Origin of the sequence: Tsuneonella dongtanensis (assembly GCF_001698205.1) — a bacterium.
Taxonomy (GTDB): domain Bacteria; phylum Pseudomonadota; class Alphaproteobacteria; order Sphingomonadales; family Sphingomonadaceae; genus Tsuneonella; species Tsuneonella dongtanensis.
The window spans coordinates 926,690-944,224 of sequence record NZ_CP016591.1; the positions used below are offsets into that span (position 1 = coordinate 926,690).

A 17,535-nucleotide genomic window follows, 5' to 3' on the forward strand; every position below is an offset into this window, starting at 1 on the left:
GCCGTATCATGGTCGCGAATCTGGGATCCGTCAGCCGCGGGTACGGCCACCGCCACCGCCGGAGCCCGCGAGGATTGCGGCGATAATCGCAGCGAGGAGAAGCAGAAGCCAGAGGTGCCGGCCCTTGAGTTCGTTCTGGTCTACGACGCTCTCGGTCCCTCGGCTGATGTCGACCGCGACGGGCGAGCTTTCCGCGCGCGTACCGGCAGTCGCCGGAGACGAGCCCAGCACCATCGCAAACGAGGCGGCCACGAAGGCGAGCTTGGCGGTGGGCTTCATGAGAAATTCCTAAGATGAATCGGACGGTTGCAGGAGAATCCTACACAGCGCGCAAATAGAACGCAAGGTGCGGCGGCGTCGTTCCCGGTACCACGAGGTTCCCGTCATATCGCTATCGACGCAGCGAGCGCCGGCGATTAGTCGGTTTGGAAGGATGAAGCACCACACGAAATCTTCGGCCTATTCCGCCGCGCCGCGCCCGCTTCAGGGCGGAAAGGTTCTGCTTGCTTCGACGCCGGAACCTGAGGGCAAGGCCAGTCATGGCATGTGCCGCTGGATCGTCCAGGCGTCCCATTGACGGTACCGGCGCCCGATGTGACGTCGATGCTGCATACCGAGATGCAGGTCACGCGCGGTCACGTGCCCGACCCGGTGGGTATCGACGCGGTGCGGGCAGACGGCGTCACGTTCGGCAAGGACGAGTTCTGGTTCGCCACACCCGAAGGGGTCCGTTTTCACTACCAGCGAGGCAGGGGCATCATCGCCGAAATACCGGAAGGTGACCTGGCCTACGATGACTTCCGGATCTTCCTCTGGGGTACCGTGTATGGCGCGGTGGCCTGGCTCAACGGATGCTTCCCGCTGCATGCGAGCGCGATAGTCTCCAACGGTCGCGCGATCGCCTTCACCGCCGATTCGGGTGGGGGAAAATCCACTCTGGCTGCGGCGCTGGCGGCGCGCGGATTTCCCCATTTGTGCGACGACACGCTGGTTCTCGCCATGGCCGGGGATCGGCTAGTGGGCGTGCCCGATCGCAAACCGCTCAAGCTTTGGGCGGACGCGGCGCGCTTCATCGGCGCCGATACGGGCGACCAAATCCTTGGCCTGCCCGGCAAGTTCTACGGGAAGGCCGCCCGGAGCGCCGATGTGGCCGCGCCCCTGACCGACCTGATCGTCCTGGTCCCCGGCGAAAAGGTCGCGTTCGTCGAGGCCGAAGCTGCAGCAGCGAAATTGAAGGCGTTCACTGAGGCCATGTATCGGCCTGCAATCGCCGTGGTTCGGGGAGACGAGCAAGTCCACGGCGCCTGGCTCTTCGAACTGCTGCGATCGGTTCGGGTCTGGCGTTTCGAGCGTCCCACCTCCCATCTCGATCATTCGCAGTTTGATTGGCTCGCCAGCGCCCTGGAACAATTGCCGGTGGGCGCCCTTCGCTGATCGCGCGACAATCGGCATCCGCAATGGCAGGAACTGGCTTCGCCCTTGTTGCGTAAGATTTTTTCAACTATGCTGCTTCGCAACATGGGCCGCTCCATTCGAGACTCTTTTTGGGATTTGCACGATGAACCAGCGTATCGTCCTTACTGACCGCAAGCCGTGGACACGGCCGGCGCTGGGCAAGCCCGACGTTTCCCTTGCCGATGTCGCCTTGACGCAAGACGGGAAACCCGGCGACGGGGGGACGGGACAAAATCACAAGTCGTAATCCGGGGCGGCCAAGCGACGATTCCGAGCGGCAGTCCTCTACCGCCCAGCTCGTCAAGAACTCGGGCGCCTTCGGTAGTACCATGGTGGGCGATGAGCTTACCGTGATCAATTTGCGGAGCGGCAGGTTCTCGACCATGTCCGGAACCGCGCTCCGCATCTGGGAGCTTCTCGATCAGACCGCTGAGCTGGCGTCCGTCTGTTCGGCGCTGGAGGCCGAGTACGATGTCGAACCGGGACGGTGCCGAGCGGAAGTCGAGCGGTTCGCTGACGAACTGGTCGCCGCGGGTCTTGCGCGCTACGACTGATCCCGTCCAGCGGATCGGAACCTGGGCTGCGACGACGATTGTCATGATCCGGCTGCTTGTGGCGATGGCCCTCGTACAGTGGATCCCTCTCGGCCGCTGGGGGTGGTCGCTGGGCAGCGCGACACCATCGGCGACCACCCCTCTTCCACAATTAACTGTAATCGACCCCGACACTCGGGCCATGGCGCGCCGGATCGAACGGGCTGCGTGGCGCCTTCCATTCACTGTCAAATGCCTGCCGCAGGCGATGGTCCTGCAATGGTGGCTCAAGCGCACGGGGCGCGGTGGTTCGCTGGTCATAGCCGTCCACGCGAACGACCGCGAAAGCGGGGATTGCTGGCACGCTTGGGTGGAACAAGGTGGGGTTATCCTGATCGGAGACTGCGAGCGGAGCGAATATCGGCCTCTCGTCGCGTTCCAGACCCTGGCCCATGCCGGCTGAGGCCGGACCGGAGCAATCGCACGACCTCCTCGTCGCGGCGGCCATCGACCTGTGCGGAGGAACGAGGGCAGATGCTTGCGGTGAGCGGATGGCCGCTGCGCTTCTCTTGGGGCGGGCCGGCGACGTTCGCAGCGGGCCGATCGAAGGTGGCTGGTTTGCGGCGCGCTCCCTTCATGCGCCCGCAGGGAGCCGTTCGCCGCGGGTGATCCGCACGCAGTGGTCCGCTTCGAGCGATGGTGCCCTGACAATGCTCGCCGGCACCATTCACCACTTTAGCGACACTTGCCGAACGCTCGCGATCGACCCCCGTGGCGGCCCGGCATTGGCTTATGCCGCAGCGCATGCCCAATTCGGCGACGATTGCGATCGTGTCCTGACAGGCAACTACACAGCCCTGCAGTGGTTTCCTTCGCGCCGTCAGGTGCGCATCGCGCGTTCGCCGACCGGCTTCTACCCCATGCATGTGTGGCGAGACGGTGAATTTCTCGTCGCGGCATCGATCCCCCGAGCACTTTTCGCCGCGGGTGCTCCGGACGAGATCGACGAGGCGATGCTCGGCGACAGGCTCCTGTTCAACTCAACCGATCACGTGCGCAGTTGGTTTCTCGGACATCGCCGGGTCGGGGCTGCAACCGTCGAGATGCACGATCCGGCTGGGTTCCAGCGAAGGACCTTCTGGTCGTTCGACGCGGTTCGCCCGGTGCGCTTTGCCCGCGACGAGGATTACGTCGAAGCGGTGGACGAGCAGATGGGACGCGCCCTCGATGCGGCGCTGGAAGGGACCCGCCGGTGCGCGATGTACCTTTCCGGAGGACTCGATTCGCAGGGCGTCGCCAGCTACGCGGTGGAGCGCCTTGCAGGGGGTGAGCGACTTCATGCCTACACCGCCTTGCCGATGGTGGAAGCGCCGCACCGCGCGCCTCCCGACCGGTTCGACGACGAGAGCGCCCATGTGCGGGCATTGGCCGATATGTATCCGGACAGGATTGAAACCAACTTCGTTCGGAGCGAGGATCAGAACCTCGGTGACGAGATGGAAGCGGTCTTCCTGATGGGGTCATGGCCCCCCGCCAACGTTGCGACAGGCGCGTGGTCTTATCCGATCGTTCGCGCTGCGGCGGCCGCGGGGTGCGATACGATCCTGAACGCCGGCTTCGGCAACATGGTCTTCAGCTATGACGGGTACACGGGATTTCCCGGCTGGCTGCGGCAGGGGCGCATCGTGACGCTGCTGCGCGAACTGCGCGCGCTCGACGACGACCGGTCGCTCGCATGGCGCTTCGCCGCGCGGGCGGTAATGCCCAATCTCCCGCCAGCGGCGCGTCTGGCGATCAAGGGGCGCGCCAAGACGAGCGTCGATCCCTTTACGACCTGGTCGCCGATGCGAGAGGATTTTGCCCGCGACAGCGGAGCCATCGACCGATTTCGCGAAGCGGGCCTTGAGGCGGCAACTTCGCGCACCGCCTCGGGCGCCGAATGGCGGCAAGGTGCGTGGGAAAGCGGCTTCACCGATGGGCCCGAACTGCAGGTCGCCTTCGCTCTCCTCTACGGTGTGCAGGATCGCGATCCCACAGCCTACCTTCCGCTCGTCGAACTATGCGCGGGCATGCCCGACGATCAGTTCCTTCGACATGGCCAGTCACGCTGGCTGGCGCGCCGCCTGCTGAAAGGCCGAATCCCGGAAATGGTCAGGCTGGAGACCCGCCGCGGACGGCAGAATGCCGACTGGCCGGAGCGGTTTGCGCGGGAAAGAGACGCCCTTCGCGCGGAGCTCGCGATGCTGGAAAACGATCCCGACGTCGCGAGGGTCATCGACCTCCCCCGTCTGGCAGGGGACCTCTCCGCTTGGGCCGGCCCGTCTGCGGACACTTTGGCCGACAAGAACCGCATTCAGACGGCGATCGGTACAGGCATCACGGCCGCACGGTTCTTGCGATACAGCCGGCGTCGCAATGTCGCCTGATAGGCCTCGCAGCGGCATCGAGGCACTCGCCTTCCTCACCCGCATCACCGGTCGCCGCAAGCTCATGGCCGCGATGGGGTGGATGATCCTCGCCGCCTCGACCGAGGGGATCGGCCTCTTCCTGCTCATTCCGATGACGTCTCTCGTCGCCGGTGCGGATTTGCCTGGCAATGTGCCGCAATGGCTTGGGCAATTCTCCTCGCTGCCGCTCGTCTACCTTCTCGGGGGATTCGTCGCGCTTGTCGCCCTGAGGGCCGCCATCACATATCGGGTAAGGGGTGCGCGCGCCGCGCTTGGGCTTGGCCTCTCGAAGGAGCTGCGCCTTCGCGTCCAGCGTGCGATCGTACAGGCGGAATGGAGCTGGCTGAGCGGCCAGCGCAGCGCCGATTACGCTGCGCTCGTCGTCGGCCAAGCCGAACGCCTGGGTCATCTGGTCGATCGGGCCATCGAGGTGCTTTCGGCCAGCATCACTATCCTGGTCTTGCTGGCGACTGCGGCGTGGCTCTCCCCGGGATTGACCGCGCTTACGCTTGTCATGGCCGCGCTCGCCGCCGGCGCCGCTGCAGCATTGCAGGGCAGCAGGCGAAGCTGGGGAGAACATTTCGATTCTGCCTATCGCCGGCTCCAGGGGCATGTCTCCGACGGGTTCGCTCACTTGCGCGCGGCACGGATCGTCGGAGCAGAGGACTCGCTGAACCGGGATTTCGATGCAGTCGCGGCTGATCTCGAGGCGGCGGAATGGAACTATACGCGGGCAACGCACCGTGCCAGCCTGGGCATGCAGGTGACCACGGCAGCAATCCTCGCCGTCATCGTATTCGTCGGACTGCGCGTTTTGGCGGTGCCCTTGGTCCTGTTCGTCCCGGTTCTCGCGATCTTCCTGCGCATCGCGCCTCTCACCGGCAATCTGCAGGACGCCTGGCGCTCTTGGCAGTATTGCCTGCCGGCCCTGGAGACGCTGCTCGGCACAATCGACGAGGCGAAGCGCGCCGCCGAGCCCGAGGTCGATGACAAAGGCCCGATACCTTTCGAACGCGAGATCGTGGCAGCGGGGGTGAATTTCGCCTATCACGATCGCAATCGGCCGATCCTCAAAAACTTCGACCTGCGCATTCCGCGCGGGGCGGTGGTCGCAATCATGGGACCATCGGGTTCGGGCAAGAGTACGCTGGCCGACCTCCTGTGCGGCCTTCTGGAAGCCCACGCGGGAGCGATCACGGTAGACGACATCGCACTGGAGGGGCCTGCGCGCGTCCGATGGCGGCGGCAGGTGGCCTATGTCGAACAGACACCGTACCTGTTCGATGGCACCATCGCCGATAACCTCGCTTGGGGCACTGCCGGCAAGAATCTGGACGAAATGAAGAGCGCGATCGAAGCCGCGTCAGCGCAGTTCGTCTTCGATCTGCCTCTGGGACTGGACACGGTTGTGGGCGAACGTGGGCGGGAGCTTTCGGGCGGCGAACGCCAACGCCTCTCCCTCGCCCGGGCGATGCTTCGCAACCCTTCACTGGTGATCCTCGACGAAGTCACGTCGGCACTCGACCCCCGCAACGAAACCGCCATCGCGGACGCTATCGCAGGGCAGCGCGGCGTGCGCACCTTCGTCATTCTGGGTCACCGACCTGCCCTGCAGTCGCTAGCGGACCTACACGTCGACTTGGGTGCGCAGCGTGATTGATCCCGCGGTACTGGCACTGGCAAGGCTGTGCGCCGACCCCGAAGGCGATCATGACACCGCGCTCGCCGAGATGGACGAACGGACCTGGCGGAGGCTCGCTGCGATGGCCTGCGGGGTGCGCGCGGCTCCGTTACTGGTTCGCGCGGCGCCTTTCCGCCTCGCGCGCGAGGCTCTTTCCCCTGAGTCAGTCCGGCTCATGGCCCTGGAGCGCGAGGCAAGAATTGAATCCCTGCGGCATTCCGCCGCCTTGGTGCGGGTTTCCGATCGGCTCTCTGCTGCGGGCATCCGGGCCATTGCGCTCAAGGGCGCGGCAATCGCCCGTTGCAGCTATCCCGAGCCGCACTTGCGACCGATGGTCGATCTGGACCTGCTTATTCCCGGCGAAGCGGCTGCCCAGGCCCACCGCGTCTTGCTCGCCGATCGCGATTACAGCGTGCATCCAGGCGTGCTCGACCAGGTCTGGGATAACCCCGAGCATCTCGCGCCCATTGTAGACGGCGGCGCTAGTGTGACGATCGAGATCCATTGGCGGGTCGGCGCTGCAATTGGCGGCGAGGCCCTGCAGAATGAGATAGTCAGATCGGCCCAGTCAGACATGGCGGGCAATGCCGCACTTCTGTTTCCCTCCGCTTCCGCAAACCTGTTGCACCTTATGGCGAACGCCTGCGCCAAGGACGGGCTTATCTCGACGATGATTGTGCTGGCGGACGCGGCGTACGCCTTGCGCGGCGACGAGCCTGCCATCCGCTCCTTGCCCGACCGGGCCAGTCGGCTCGGCCTCGACCGCGCGCTTTCCCTGGTTGCGGCCGTCGCCCACGATGCGGGGGCCGACTGGCCCCGGCTATTGGGCCCGGTGCTCGAAACCCCGCCCCCCGGCTCCGCCGAGCGCGCCATGGCGCTCATGGCCGTCCCGCGCGAAGTGGCCCGGCGTCAACGCATCGTGGATCGCAAGGCGGGCGGTTCACAACCCGTGCGGGCCGGCGCCTTCGTCCGCCGCGCCTTCGCGCCCGATCCGCTTGCGCTGGAGTCCTTTAGAGGCCAAGGGCGCACGCGAATAGCGGCCTATCTCGCCTGGCTGGTCGATCGGACGCGCCAGGCGGGTGCCGCCCTTGTCGAACGGCGCCTTCATGGCATTTCCAAGGGCGTCGATATTGTCGCCTGGGTGCGCGCAGGGCCCATGGAGCGTGAAGGGGCGTAAGTGAGAATCCTGATCACCGGCTCGAGCGGCCAGCTTGGCAGGGCGCTCCTCGCGACTGCGCCGGAGGAGGCCGAAATCATCGCTCCGGTCCGCTCCGAACTCGACCTCGCCGATGCCGAAGCCGTCCGCCGGCAAGTAGTTTCGGCGGCGCCCGACATCCTCGTCAATGCCGGCGCCTACACCGCGGTCGACAAAGCCGAGATCGAGTCCGACCTGGCCCATTCGGTCAATGCAGCGGCTGTGGGGGCCATGGCCTCCGCGCTGCGCGAGGTCGGGGGACGCCTTGTCCAGGTCTCGACCGATTTCGTCTTCGACGGGGAAGCGAGCCGTGCCTATCTTCCGGGGGACGAGCGAAATCCGCTTTCCGTCTATGGTGCCAGCAAGGCGGCCGGCGAGGACGCTGCGGGCGAAGACGCCACCGTCATCCGGACTGCGTGGGTCCATGGAGCCGGCGGCGCCAATTTCGTCAACACCATGCTGCGGCTGATGCGCACCCGTTCCGAAGTGCGCGTGGTCGCCGACCAAATCGGCGCTCCTACGTGGACCGGAACCCTCGCTGAAGTCATCTGGACGCTCGCTTTGCGGCCTGCCTCTGGAATCTGGCACTGGACCGATGCGGGCGTTGCCAGCTGGTACGATTTCGCCGTGGCGATCCACGAGGAAGCTCTCGCCCTCGGGGTGCTGGACCGCGCCGTGCCGATCGTGCCGATCGCATCGAGCGAATACCCCACGCCTGCAAAGCGCCCCCGGTTCTCCCTTCTTGATTCGCGGGAAACCCGCAGCGCCCTGGACCTCGAAGCGACGCACTGGCGCGAGAACCTGCGGCGCATGCTGCGCGAGGAAAGCAGGACATGAGCGAGCCATCGCCCACTTTCGTCCGTCGCAAGGAAAGCAGGCTTTTCCAGGCGATGCAGCAGCGTTTTCGCAGCCGCCGGTTCGCGCTGGTTGAATCGATGATCGAAAGGATGCTGAGCGAACGCGCCGAAGTGCGCGTGCTCGATGTCGGTGGACGGGCGCGTTATTGGCATTTGTTGAGGCACGACCTGCGCAACCGGGTCCACATAACGATCCTCAATTTCGACGAGGAACTCGCCTTCCAGGCGGCCCATGCCGTGGCGGAGTTGCATTGCGAGCAAGCTACCGGCGACGGTTGCTCTATGCCGCAATACGGGGATGGGGAGTTCGACTTCGTCCATTCCAACTCGGTCATCGAGCATGTGGGCGGTTATGCGCGTATGCAGGACTTCGCTGCAGAGATACGCAGGGTCGGCCGCGCATATTATGTCCAGACGCCCAATTTCTGGTTCCCGATCGATCCCCACACGGCCTTCCCCCTGTTGCACTGGATGCCGGATCCCGTGCGACTTTTCGCCTTTACCCGGTTTCGTATCGGACTGGCGCGGAAGGTCGATTTCGAATCCGCCGGGCGAAGGATCGATGGCACGCGCATGATCGGGCGCGGGACGATGAAGGCGTTGTTTCCGGACGCCGATCACCGGACGGAGCGCTTCGCTCTGCTATTCGCCAAATCGCTGATTGCGACGCGGGAGACGCGTTGATGCCTGCCGCGAGGCGCCATTCGCCGATCGAGATCGGCCTCCTCTGGCATTCGTGCCGGTCGGAGAACCTAGGCGTCGGCGCCCTTTCGGTCGCGAACGCCAACCTCATCGGCGATGCGGTGACGCGCGCCGGACGCCGCCCGGTCTTCCACCTGATGGGCGTGCGCGGAGCCTTCGACTACGCGCACGAGATACGGTTCGAGAACCACTTCGAGAACGTCGGCTACAAGGCGCTGGCCAATCCGCTGTCGCCCCTGCACAAGCGCATGGCCCGCTGCCACGCGGTGTTCGACATCGGTGGCGGAGACAGCTTCTCGGACATCTATTCGTCAAGGCGCTACGGTCTGATCGTCGGTTCGAAGCTGGCCGCGCGGTTGCACGGCGCGCCGCTCGTGCTCAGCCCGCAGACGATCGGCCCATTCCACACGCGGGCGGCGCGCCGGGCGGCGGTTGCAGCGATGCACCTCGCAACCCGGGTATTCGCCCGTGACGAGGTGTCCTTTGCGCTGCTCGAGGAACTCGGCATCGGATCCTGGTCCGCCATCTCGACCGACGTGGCCTTCGCGCTTCCCTACGACGCGCCGGCCGACAAGGACGGGCGTGACCTGGCGCAAGGCCGGATCAAGGTCGGCATCAACGTGTCTGCGCTGCTCTATCGGCGCGCGCTTGCCAGCGGCGACCGGATCACGCTTTCGGTCGACTATCCCGCCCTCGTCCACACCCTGCTCGAACGGCTGGCCGGCGATCCCCGGATCGAGCTTCACCTCGTCCCGCATGTGCTGGCCGCTTCGACCCCGTACGAGGACGATTACGCAGTCGCGGAAGAACTGCAGGCACGCGTGCCCGGCGCGATCCTGCCTCCACGTTTTTCCGGTCCGTCCGAGGCGAAGAGCTACATCGCGCAGCTCGACTTGTTCGCCGGCAGCCGGATGCATGCCACCATCGCTGCGCTGTCGTCGGGCACCGCGGTGGTACCGCTTGGTTACAGCCGCAAGTTTTCCGGTCTGTTCGATTCGTTGGGCTACAAGTGGACGGCGGACCTTACGCAGGAAGACAATGCAGCGGTTCTCGCGCGCTTCGAGGCTGCATTCTCGAACCTTGCGGCCGTGCGCGAGGAGGCGTTGAAAGCGAACGGGGCTGCACAGCGGCGGCTGGAAAACTATTCGGGCTACCTCGACGAGATTGTCGCCGGATTGGTTACCGACAATGCTTGATATCGAGACGATCAAGGCCAACGGTCTGTGCGCCGGATGCGGGTTGTGCGCCGGGATCGACGGATCGATAGCCATGCACGACAGCGCCGAAGGCTTTCGCCGTCCGCGCGCGACCGGGCCGATCCCAGCGGATGTCGCTGCGTTGATTGATCGGGTCTGCCCAGGCGCGAACGTCGTCCACGAGCAATCGGAACGCGGCGGGCCGGACTATCATCCCATCTGGGGCCCGCTGGTCGCTGCGCGGCTCGGCTGGTCGAGCGACCCGGCCCTGCGGCGCAACGCCTCGTCGGGCGGCGGGCTGTCGGCGATCCTTCTGCATCTGCTCGAAAGCGGGACGGCAGATTACGTTGTCCAGACCGCCGTCGCGGCGACTTCCCCCGTCCGCAATGCCTTGGCGATCAGCACCGGGCGTGACGACGTGTTTCGCGCCGCGGGATCGCGGTATGCGCCGTCTTCTCCGCTCGAGGACATTGGCGAGCGGCTCGATGCACCGGGGCGCTTCGCTTTCGTCGGCAAGCCTTGCGATGTAGCGGGCCTGCGGCAACTCGCCCGCGTCGATCCGCGGGTGGATGAGAAGGTCGTGTGCATGATCGCATTCATGTGCGCGGGGGTGCCGAGCTACCGCGGTACCTCTGCTGTCCTTTCGGCGATGGGGATCGCCGATGAGAACGCGGTCGCCGCGTTCCGCTATCGGGGCGACGGCTGGCCGGGCTTCGCCACCGCGCAGCTCGAGGACGGTACCAAAGCGACGATTGACTATGCGACCAGCTGGGGAGCGATCCTCAATCGACATTTGCAGTTTCGCTGCAAGATCTGCCCCGATGGGATCGGCGAGTTCGCCGACGTCGTCTGTGCCGACGGGTGGCATTGCGATGCGCAGGGCAATCCGCTGTTCGGCGAGCGCGAGGGACGCAGCATCGTCCTGACCCGCAGCGCTCGCGGAGAGGCGCTGGTCGCAGAAGCCATCGCCACCGGGGCACTCGTAACCGAACCGCTGGCAGTGGAAACCATATCGAACATGCAGCCGTTTCAGGCGAAGCGGAAGGGCCTCGTCGTTTCGCGCCTCGCGGCAATGGCGCTCACCGGTCGGCGGCTCCCCCGCTACCGCGGCCTCGCGCTGACCGAGAACGTCCGGCGACTTGGGCTTGCCGAGAGCGCGCGCAGCTTCCTCGGCACGCTGCGGCGGCTGGTGGGTGGGCGGATCGCGGCGGACACGGGGCCAACGCTTTCGCAGCGCACCGGGCGGCAAGGCTAGGCCGTGGCACAGGGGCGTTTCTGCAAGGCGGCATCGACGCTGGCATTCGGCTACTTTGCCGAACACGCCTTGCTGTTCTTGCGCACCGTGCTCGTTGCGCGGTTGCTGGGACCGGATAATTTCGGCGTCAGCGTGACGTTCGTTCTTGTCGTGAGCTCGTTTGCGCTCATCAGCGACCTTGGGTTCGAGAAATATCTGATCCATGCGCGCGATGCTGAACTCGAGCGCGCCCGCCAAACCCTAGCGACCCTACTGCTGGCACGGGGTGTGCTCTTGGGGGTGGCAATCGCGCTCGGGGCGGGTTGGATCGCTAGCGCGTTCGGCCAACCCGATCTTGCCTGGTTCTATGCATGCGCCGGGTTCATTCCGGTTATCGAGGGGTTCCGACACCTCAGTCCACTCGAGCAGCAACGGAAGATGCATTTCGGACCATTTATCCGGATGCGACTGGGAGGACTGATACCGGGAGTCGTGACCGCCATTGCCGTTGCTGCGATTACTGGAAGCTATGTCGCCGTTGCCGCAGGGTCGCTTGCGACGTCGACTATCACCGTGGTCCTGTCGCATCTGCTTGCCGACCACCGCTGGCGCATCGGCTTCGATCGCGAAGCATTTCGGCACGTGATGGCTTATGGCTGGCCGCTGTTGCTCAACGGTGTGGTGATCTTCCTCGGTGTGCAAGGCGACCGGATTGTGGTCGGTACGCAAGCAGGCATGCGCGAGCTGGCAGGCTATGCCGCCGTCGGCGCGCTGACGGCGGGGCTCAGCACGTTTCTCGCCCGACTGTGCGGCAATCTGTCCTTCCCGCTCATGTCGGAAGCGCGCGATGACCCCACGCTCTTCGCGGAACGTAGCCGTACCACAGGCGCCGCGACCTTGTTGGTCCTGTCGCTCTTCGTCTTGCCGGTAGGCGTGCTAGGTGGGCCGATCGCTGCCCTTCTGTTCGGCCCCGGTTACGTTACCGAACCACTTTTGGCGACGTTTCTCGCTGTTCTCGCATCGTCGGTCGTACTGCGGTCATGGTGCGTCGTCATTTCGCTGACACTGGGCGTCACCAGCGACATTCTTCTTGCGAGTATTCTCCGAACCGGAGGTCTCGCCATTGCGTTCTGGGCAATAAACTCCGGCCACTCGGTCGTTTGGGTCGCAGCCGGCATGTGCGCGGGAGACGTGTCGGCGACTTTCTACGCTCTGTGGCGGGCCGGTCGCCGGAGCGTATCGGCTGCCTCGGCCTGTCGTTTCTCCGGACTTGTTTTCGCAGGACAGGCTGCACTTGTGATCGTGATTGTCGGCCTGTTCGATCCCTATGCCAGCTGGACGTTCTCTGCGGTACTGGCCGCCGCCGTGAGCCTACCCGGTACCGTTTTCGCATTGCTGATGTCCGCCGACCTCAGGCGGCGGTTGGCCTTGATTGCCCGACAGCTGCACAGCAGGCTCCGCCGGAAGGAGGCGCGATGAGCGAAAGATTCGAAACGTCCGGGTATGAAGCGAAGGATGACGGATATTTCGGCGGTGTACGCCGCGATTTCCTTGCGCTGCTGCCCGCGGGCGGTGACGCCCGCGTTCTTGAGATCGGCTGTGGATCGGGCGAAACGGGTGCTGCCGCGCTCGCGGATGGTCTCGCTGCCTCCTATCACGGGGTTGAAATTGCGCCGCGCGCCGCAGCGCTTGCCCGCACCCGCCTCACCGAAGTGATCGAAGGCAATGTCGAATCGCTCGACCTGCCATGGACTGAACGGCATTTCGACGCGGTGCTGATGAGCGAGGTGCTTGAACATCTCGTCGATCCCTGGACCGTCGTCGAGCGTGTCGCCGCCTTGCTCAAGCCCGGGGCCCTCGTAGTGGCAAGCTCGCCAAACGTTGCCCAGATCGCCATCGTGCGAGGGCTTCTTGCTGGCCGCTGGGACCTGACCGAGACCGGGGTGATGGACCGCACGCATCTGCGCTGGTTCACGCGGGCGAGCTATTGCCGCATGTTCGAGGATGCCGGCATCCATGTCGACAGGATCCGCGATCTCTCGGTCCCGGGCGCGCGTACCAAGCTGTTCAACCTTCTGACGTTCGGTCGCTTGCGCCACCTCACCACGCGCCAAATCTGCATCGTGGGCCGAAAGCGATGACCGATGGACGCGCCTCGTCGCCCTCGATTGCAGTGGTCGCAGCTGTCAACGACGAGGCGATCCTCGCCAACAACCTGCTGCGTTCGCCAATGATTGCCGAGGGGCGCGCCGCGTTTCACGCATATCGCGGCGCGCATTCGGCATCGAGCGCCTACAATCGCGGCATCGACGAAACGTCCGCGGAAGTAGTCGTGTTTGCCCACCAGGACGTGTTCCTCCCCGAACGCTGGGAGGCGGACCTGCGCCGCGCGATCGCCCTCGTAGCCTCGCGCGATCCCGACTGGGCGGTCATCGGAGGATGGGGCATCGATGGGGCGGGCAAACATGCCGGCCATGTGTGGTCATCCGGGTTGGGGCGTCGCTTGGGAGGCCGGTTCTCCGACCCCGTCGAAGCACAGTGCATCGACGAGTACGTTATCGTCCTGCGCCGCGCGAGCGGCCTGCGCTTCGACGAAGGGCTGCCGGGCTTCCACCTCTACGCCGCGGACATCGTTCTGCGCGCGCGCGAAGCGGGACTCAGGTCGTGGATCGCCGACATCCCAGCGGTGCACAACAGTCGAACGGTGCGCGGTTTCAATGGCGGCTATACCGATGCGTGGCGGTTCATGCAGTCAAAGTGGCGGGCCCATCTTCCGATTGAGACGCTTACGGTACCGATCGTCCGCTCGCCGATCCGGCTCATGTGGTCGCGATTTCGCCTGTGGAAGTCATGGCGCTACCGGCGGGCGAAGGCATACGACCACACGCTCGACCCCCGCGAACTGGTCCGCCGGCTCGAGCCGTGAACCGGTTCGCGGGGGCGTGGCGTCAAGGGGCGATGGCACCCGCGTCGACCTTGGGTGCGAACAGCGTTAACGCCTCCGCTCGCTGGTCGGTCCCCAGGACGGGCCAGTCATGAGCGTGGAATAGGCGATCGTGGTCGCGCCGGCATTCTAACACGTCTGAGCCGAGCATCGACCCGCGCATGCTAACTCGCGAACTTGATCAATAAAAATGTCAATCCATCAACGAGAGCCTTCTCGCCTGCCCTCGCGCTTCGATTCGGTTCCGTAGATGGCGAGCAGGTGTCTCTACGAATCTGTATGACAATTCGGAAGCGCAACAGGTAGCGAAAAAGACCACCAAGGCGGTTGATGTCTCGGAGAAATGATCATGATTTGGCAGTTTGCTCGCAAACACGAACAAAGGGTAGTGCCACAAGTAAATTGCGTAAGAACGGGACCCTGCCCACTGTACCACGGAATTTTCGAGGAAGGAGTGGAGTGGCGTATTCGCGTCCACACATAACTTTATCGTCGCAGCCGCCAGCAAGGCAACCGATCCCATCCCGAACGAAAGATAAAACCAACTATCGAATTGAATTGTGCAGATGGCTAATAGCCAAATTATAGTCAGTATTGGCCAAAGCCTGCTCAAATCGATTCTTATCGAGGTCAGTGCAAGTAGGCAGCCAAGCAAAAGTTGTGGCGCACGCGTATCCAAGCCGTTATAAAGTGTCAATACGTCCGCGCCGGTCAATGCTCGGGCTATCTGTAAAATTAACAAAAAGAAAACCACCACAGCCAGAATGCGCGCAGGGCGGCTGTTTTTCAATATTAACAATAAACTTACCGGCCATAGCAAATAAAATTGCTCTTCGACTGAGAGCGACCAGAAATGTCCTAAGCCGGCACCCGTAGTCCATTCGTAAATCCGGGCGAAGTTCATTATGCTCGCTACGGCGTAAGCAATGTCCGCCAACGACGCAATACCCAGTCCTGACAAGCCGGTCGCAAGCGCGAAGGCGATAACGGGAACAATAGGCGGCAGAATACGGAATGCTCGATGAAGGTAAAATGCTCGCAGATCGATCTTCTTGGCAATTAGTGAACTAGAAATAACGTATCCGCTCAATACGAAGAACAAGTCTACACCAAGAAATCCACCTACGAAGTGGGCTGGAAATGCGTGAAAAAGGAAAACTGCGATGACTGCGAAAGCGCGCAAACCATCGAGTGCGGCTACGCGACGGAGTTCCGGGAAGTTTACGTTTGCTATCTTTACCTCCCGGAGCTCAGTTCCTTGCCGTCTGTGGCTCCGATCTGGTGGTCGGGCAAGGCCGCAAGTCGACCCCCGCGAACTGGTCCGCCGGCTCGAGCCGTGAACCGGTTCGCGGGGTGTCGTGGATCAGGGGGCGGTGGCGCCCGCGTCGACCTTGGGTGCGAACACCGCGAACGCCTCCGCTACGCTGGTCGGCGCCCAGGTCGGACCATCCATCAACGTGGAATAGGCGATCGTGCCGCCGTTGAGCCCAGCCTCGTGGTTCGCGGTCAGCGTGACGCCGGCCAGTGCCGGATAAATCGCATCGGCGATATTGTTGCGCACGATATTGCCGCCGCCGCTGGTGCCGAATGTGGTCGATGCAGGACCGACCAGGATGGACGGTTCGACGCTCGACGCCCGGTTCCAAGAGACCACGGTATTGCGTTCGACCAGGCAGTCCTTCGCCTGGGCGATGGTAAGCCCGTGGATCGAGCTGTTGCCCGCGGCCACGTTGTTGCGGATCGTCGCGACGAAGAAGCGCCCGCTGTCGGTCCCGGCGAGCGATTTGAAGTCGTCGAGGTAGATGCACTGCATGGCCCCGCGCGCGGTGCCCTGGAGGATTACGTTGTCCTCGATGACGATGCCCGGCCAGTCGGCGGCCGCCGTCGTGTTGGCGATCAGGCGAATGGCGTCGGGGTGCGGACTCGCGCTGTCGTCCTTGTGCCCGACGCTGTCGTGGATGAAATTCCCCGCGATGGTCGAGGGTTGCGGGTCTCCCCGTAACGATACGCCAATCGCATCGTCGTAGAAATAGCGCACCTCGTTCCCGACGATCGTCGATTGGTGGCCCGCCTTGCTCACCGCGATGTTGATGCAGCTTGCGCCCCATTCGATCAGGCAATCGCGCACGGTGATGGAACCGACCGCGTTGGTGACGGAGCCGGTCGTGTTGATCAGGTCCTTGCCGAAGTTCGGATAGTTGCTCGAGGCCGAGTAATCGCCGTTCGGGTCACCCACCGCACCGGTGACCCAGCAATCCTCGATGGTGATGTCCTGGACGTTGTAGGTGGCCGACCCGATCATGCTGAACTTTGGTTCGGCCACCGGCGTGGTGCGCAAGTGCTTGATGGTCAGGCCCATGCACGTGATCGAGGTTGTGCCGGATATCTCGCAATAGCTGGCGTAGTCGCCGGCAGCGCCGAACCGGCCCTTGACGGTTGTGGGCCGATTGCCGTTGGCGGGATCGCGCAGGTCGAGACGGCGGAACAGGGAGCTGAACGTGCCGGTCACTTGCAGCGGGAAAGCGACGCTGTTGCGAAGCGCGATCGTCTTGCCTCGGATGGTCGCGGCAGCCTGTCGGGCGAGGAAATCGAACTCGGTGTAATCGGCGGCGTCCCAGGTATCGGGCTCGATGGTCACGTTGATCGTATCGCCGTTATCGAGACCCAGTACGTAAGGCCCCGCATTCATGTTCGCCGTATCGCCCGCCGCGCTCGGGTAGAGGCGTCCATTGCCGATGGTCCAGTGGCCGCTGGTGTCGCCCGAAACGATGGCTGTGGCCGTCGTCGCGATACCGGCACCGGGCTGGCTGCGGGACAACTCGCCGTAGGTTTCGATCTTGGGTGACGGAGGGGGCGGGAGTGGAGGCGGAGGGGGCGGAGGAGGGGGTGGCGGCGGAGGAGGGGGTGGCGGAGGGGTCGGCGTGGGCGAGCCGCCCCCGCCGCCGCCGGGCTTACGCCGAGTCGCGCGCGCGATGCCGAAACCGTAGCCGTTCATCATGCGAGCCCCACGATGCCGCTCGCGGTCGTGCCCGTGGCACGGACGGCGCGCGCGCGGATGTCGAGGATCGTCCCGTCCTGCACGTTGACGAAGGTAACGTCTTCATTCGATCCGATCGGACGAAGAGCGATGCTGCCGCCGTTTCCGACGTAGATCGCCTTAGGAACCTGGGGCAGATCATTCGAATCGTGCGGCGTCACGGAAAACGCCTGTCGTGCCGGTGCAGTCAGGCTGTCGCTTACGTGATGATAATAGTCGTTGATCATTGCGATGAGGTCCTTTCGGTTGCTTAT

At 64.2% G+C, this 17,535-nt stretch carries 18 protein-coding genes; 14 read left to right on the forward strand and 4 right to left on the reverse strand.

Annotation, left to right across the window (positions count from 1 at the left end):
* Positions 1–30 precede the first annotated feature (30 nt).
* The gene (locus tag A6F68_RS04385) at positions 31–279 is read right to left on the reverse strand and encodes a hypothetical protein (RefSeq protein ID WP_067676797.1); all 249 of its coding nucleotides are present in this window, start codon (positions 277–279) and stop codon (positions 31–33) included.
* A 324-nt stretch (positions 280–603) separates the two neighbouring features.
* Between A6F68_RS04385 and A6F68_RS04390 the strand changes: the two genes are divergently transcribed.
* From A6F68_RS04390 to A6F68_RS04450, 14 genes are all read left to right on the forward strand, one after another.
* On the forward strand, positions 604–1,434 hold the full coding sequence (locus tag A6F68_RS04390; protein WP_198152676.1) for a phosphoenolpyruvate carboxykinase (ATP): 831 nt from the start codon (positions 604–606) through the stop codon (positions 1,432–1,434).
* Positions 1,435–1,558: 124 nt separating this feature from the next.
* Positions 1,559–1,702: a hypothetical protein gene (locus tag A6F68_RS14960; RefSeq protein WP_157096653.1), complete on the forward strand. Its 144-nt coding sequence runs from the start codon at positions 1,559–1,561 to the stop codon at positions 1,700–1,702.
* A 103-nt stretch (positions 1,703–1,805) separates the two neighbouring features.
* Positions 1,806–2,009: a PqqD family protein gene (locus A6F68_RS04395; protein WP_198152677.1), complete on the forward strand. Its 204-nt coding sequence runs from the start codon at positions 1,806–1,808 to the stop codon at positions 2,007–2,009.
* Between the two features lie 43 nt (positions 2,010–2,052).
* Entirely contained in the window at positions 2,053–2,451 is a 399-nt protein-coding gene (locus A6F68_RS04400) for a lasso peptide biosynthesis B2 protein (protein WP_074428271.1), read from the forward strand.
* Positions 2,441–4,414 (forward strand): asparagine synthase-related protein, encoded by a 1,974-nt coding sequence (locus tag A6F68_RS04405; RefSeq protein WP_084001647.1) that lies wholly within the window; start codon positions 2,441–2,443, stop codon positions 4,412–4,414. The genes A6F68_RS04400 and A6F68_RS04405 overlap by 11 nt, the downstream gene beginning before the upstream one ends.
* Positions 4,404–6,095, forward strand: a complete 1,692-nt coding sequence (locus A6F68_RS04410) for an ABC transporter ATP-binding protein (protein WP_067676807.1) — start codon at positions 4,404–4,406, stop codon at positions 6,093–6,095. The genes A6F68_RS04405 and A6F68_RS04410 overlap by 11 nt, the downstream gene beginning before the upstream one ends.
* A complete protein-coding gene (locus A6F68_RS04415; protein WP_067676809.1) occupies positions 6,088–7,293 on the forward strand; it encodes a nucleotidyltransferase family protein in 1,206 nt (401 codons plus the stop codon). Before A6F68_RS04410 ends, A6F68_RS04415 begins: the two co-directional genes overlap by 8 nt.
* Positions 7,294–8,148, forward strand: coding sequence for a dTDP-4-dehydrorhamnose reductase (rfbD, locus tag A6F68_RS04420; protein ID WP_067676811.1), 855 nt, complete (start codon positions 7,294–7,296; stop codon positions 8,146–8,148).
* Complete coding sequence (locus A6F68_RS04425) at positions 8,145–8,852, forward strand: class I SAM-dependent methyltransferase (protein ID WP_084001650.1); 708 nt, start codon at positions 8,145–8,147, stop codon at positions 8,850–8,852. Before rfbD ends, A6F68_RS04425 begins: the two co-directional genes overlap by 4 nt.
* Positions 8,852–10,066, forward strand: a complete 1,215-nt coding sequence (locus tag A6F68_RS04430) for a polysaccharide pyruvyl transferase family protein (protein WP_084001652.1) — start codon at positions 8,852–8,854, stop codon at positions 10,064–10,066. The genes A6F68_RS04425 and A6F68_RS04430 overlap by 1 nt, the downstream gene beginning before the upstream one ends.
* The gene (locus tag A6F68_RS04435; protein WP_067676813.1) at positions 10,059–11,321 is read left to right on the forward strand and encodes a Coenzyme F420 hydrogenase/dehydrogenase, beta subunit C-terminal domain; all 1,263 of its coding nucleotides are present in this window, start codon (positions 10,059–10,061) and stop codon (positions 11,319–11,321) included. Before A6F68_RS04430 ends, A6F68_RS04435 begins: the two co-directional genes overlap by 8 nt.
* A gap of 3 nt (positions 11,322–11,324) precedes the next feature.
* Positions 11,325–12,779: an oligosaccharide flippase family protein gene (locus tag A6F68_RS04440; RefSeq protein WP_067676815.1), complete on the forward strand. Its 1,455-nt coding sequence runs from the start codon at positions 11,325–11,327 to the stop codon at positions 12,777–12,779.
* The gene (locus tag A6F68_RS15155; protein ID WP_067676817.1) at positions 12,776–13,441 is read left to right on the forward strand and encodes a class I SAM-dependent methyltransferase; all 666 of its coding nucleotides are present in this window, start codon (positions 12,776–12,778) and stop codon (positions 13,439–13,441) included. The genes A6F68_RS04440 and A6F68_RS15155 overlap by 4 nt, the downstream gene beginning before the upstream one ends.
* The gene (locus A6F68_RS04450; protein ID WP_067676819.1) at positions 13,438–14,226 is read left to right on the forward strand and encodes a glycosyltransferase family protein; all 789 of its coding nucleotides are present in this window, start codon (positions 13,438–13,440) and stop codon (positions 14,224–14,226) included. The genes A6F68_RS15155 and A6F68_RS04450 overlap by 4 nt, the downstream gene beginning before the upstream one ends.
* 211 nt (positions 14,227–14,437) lie before the next feature.
* On the opposite strand, the gene A6F68_RS14655 is transcribed toward A6F68_RS04450, so the two are convergent.
* The 3 genes from A6F68_RS14655 to A6F68_RS04460 all read right to left on the reverse strand — a co-directional run bounded on the left by A6F68_RS14655 (position 14,438) and on the right by A6F68_RS04460 (position 17,508).
* A complete protein-coding gene (locus tag A6F68_RS14655; protein ID WP_084001656.1) occupies positions 14,438–15,478 on the reverse strand; it encodes an acyltransferase family protein in 1,041 nt (346 codons plus the stop codon).
* 129 nt (positions 15,479–15,607) lie between these two features.
* The gene (locus A6F68_RS04455; protein ID WP_067676821.1) at positions 15,608–17,062 is read right to left on the reverse strand and encodes a right-handed parallel beta-helix repeat-containing protein; all 1,455 of its coding nucleotides are present in this window, start codon (positions 17,060–17,062) and stop codon (positions 15,608–15,610) included.
* Between the two features lie 176 nt (positions 17,063–17,238).
* Positions 17,239–17,508, reverse strand: coding sequence for a spike base protein, RCAP_Rcc01079 family (locus A6F68_RS04460; protein ID WP_067676824.1), 270 nt, complete (start codon positions 17,506–17,508; stop codon positions 17,239–17,241).
* Positions 17,509–17,535 lie beyond the last annotated feature (27 nt).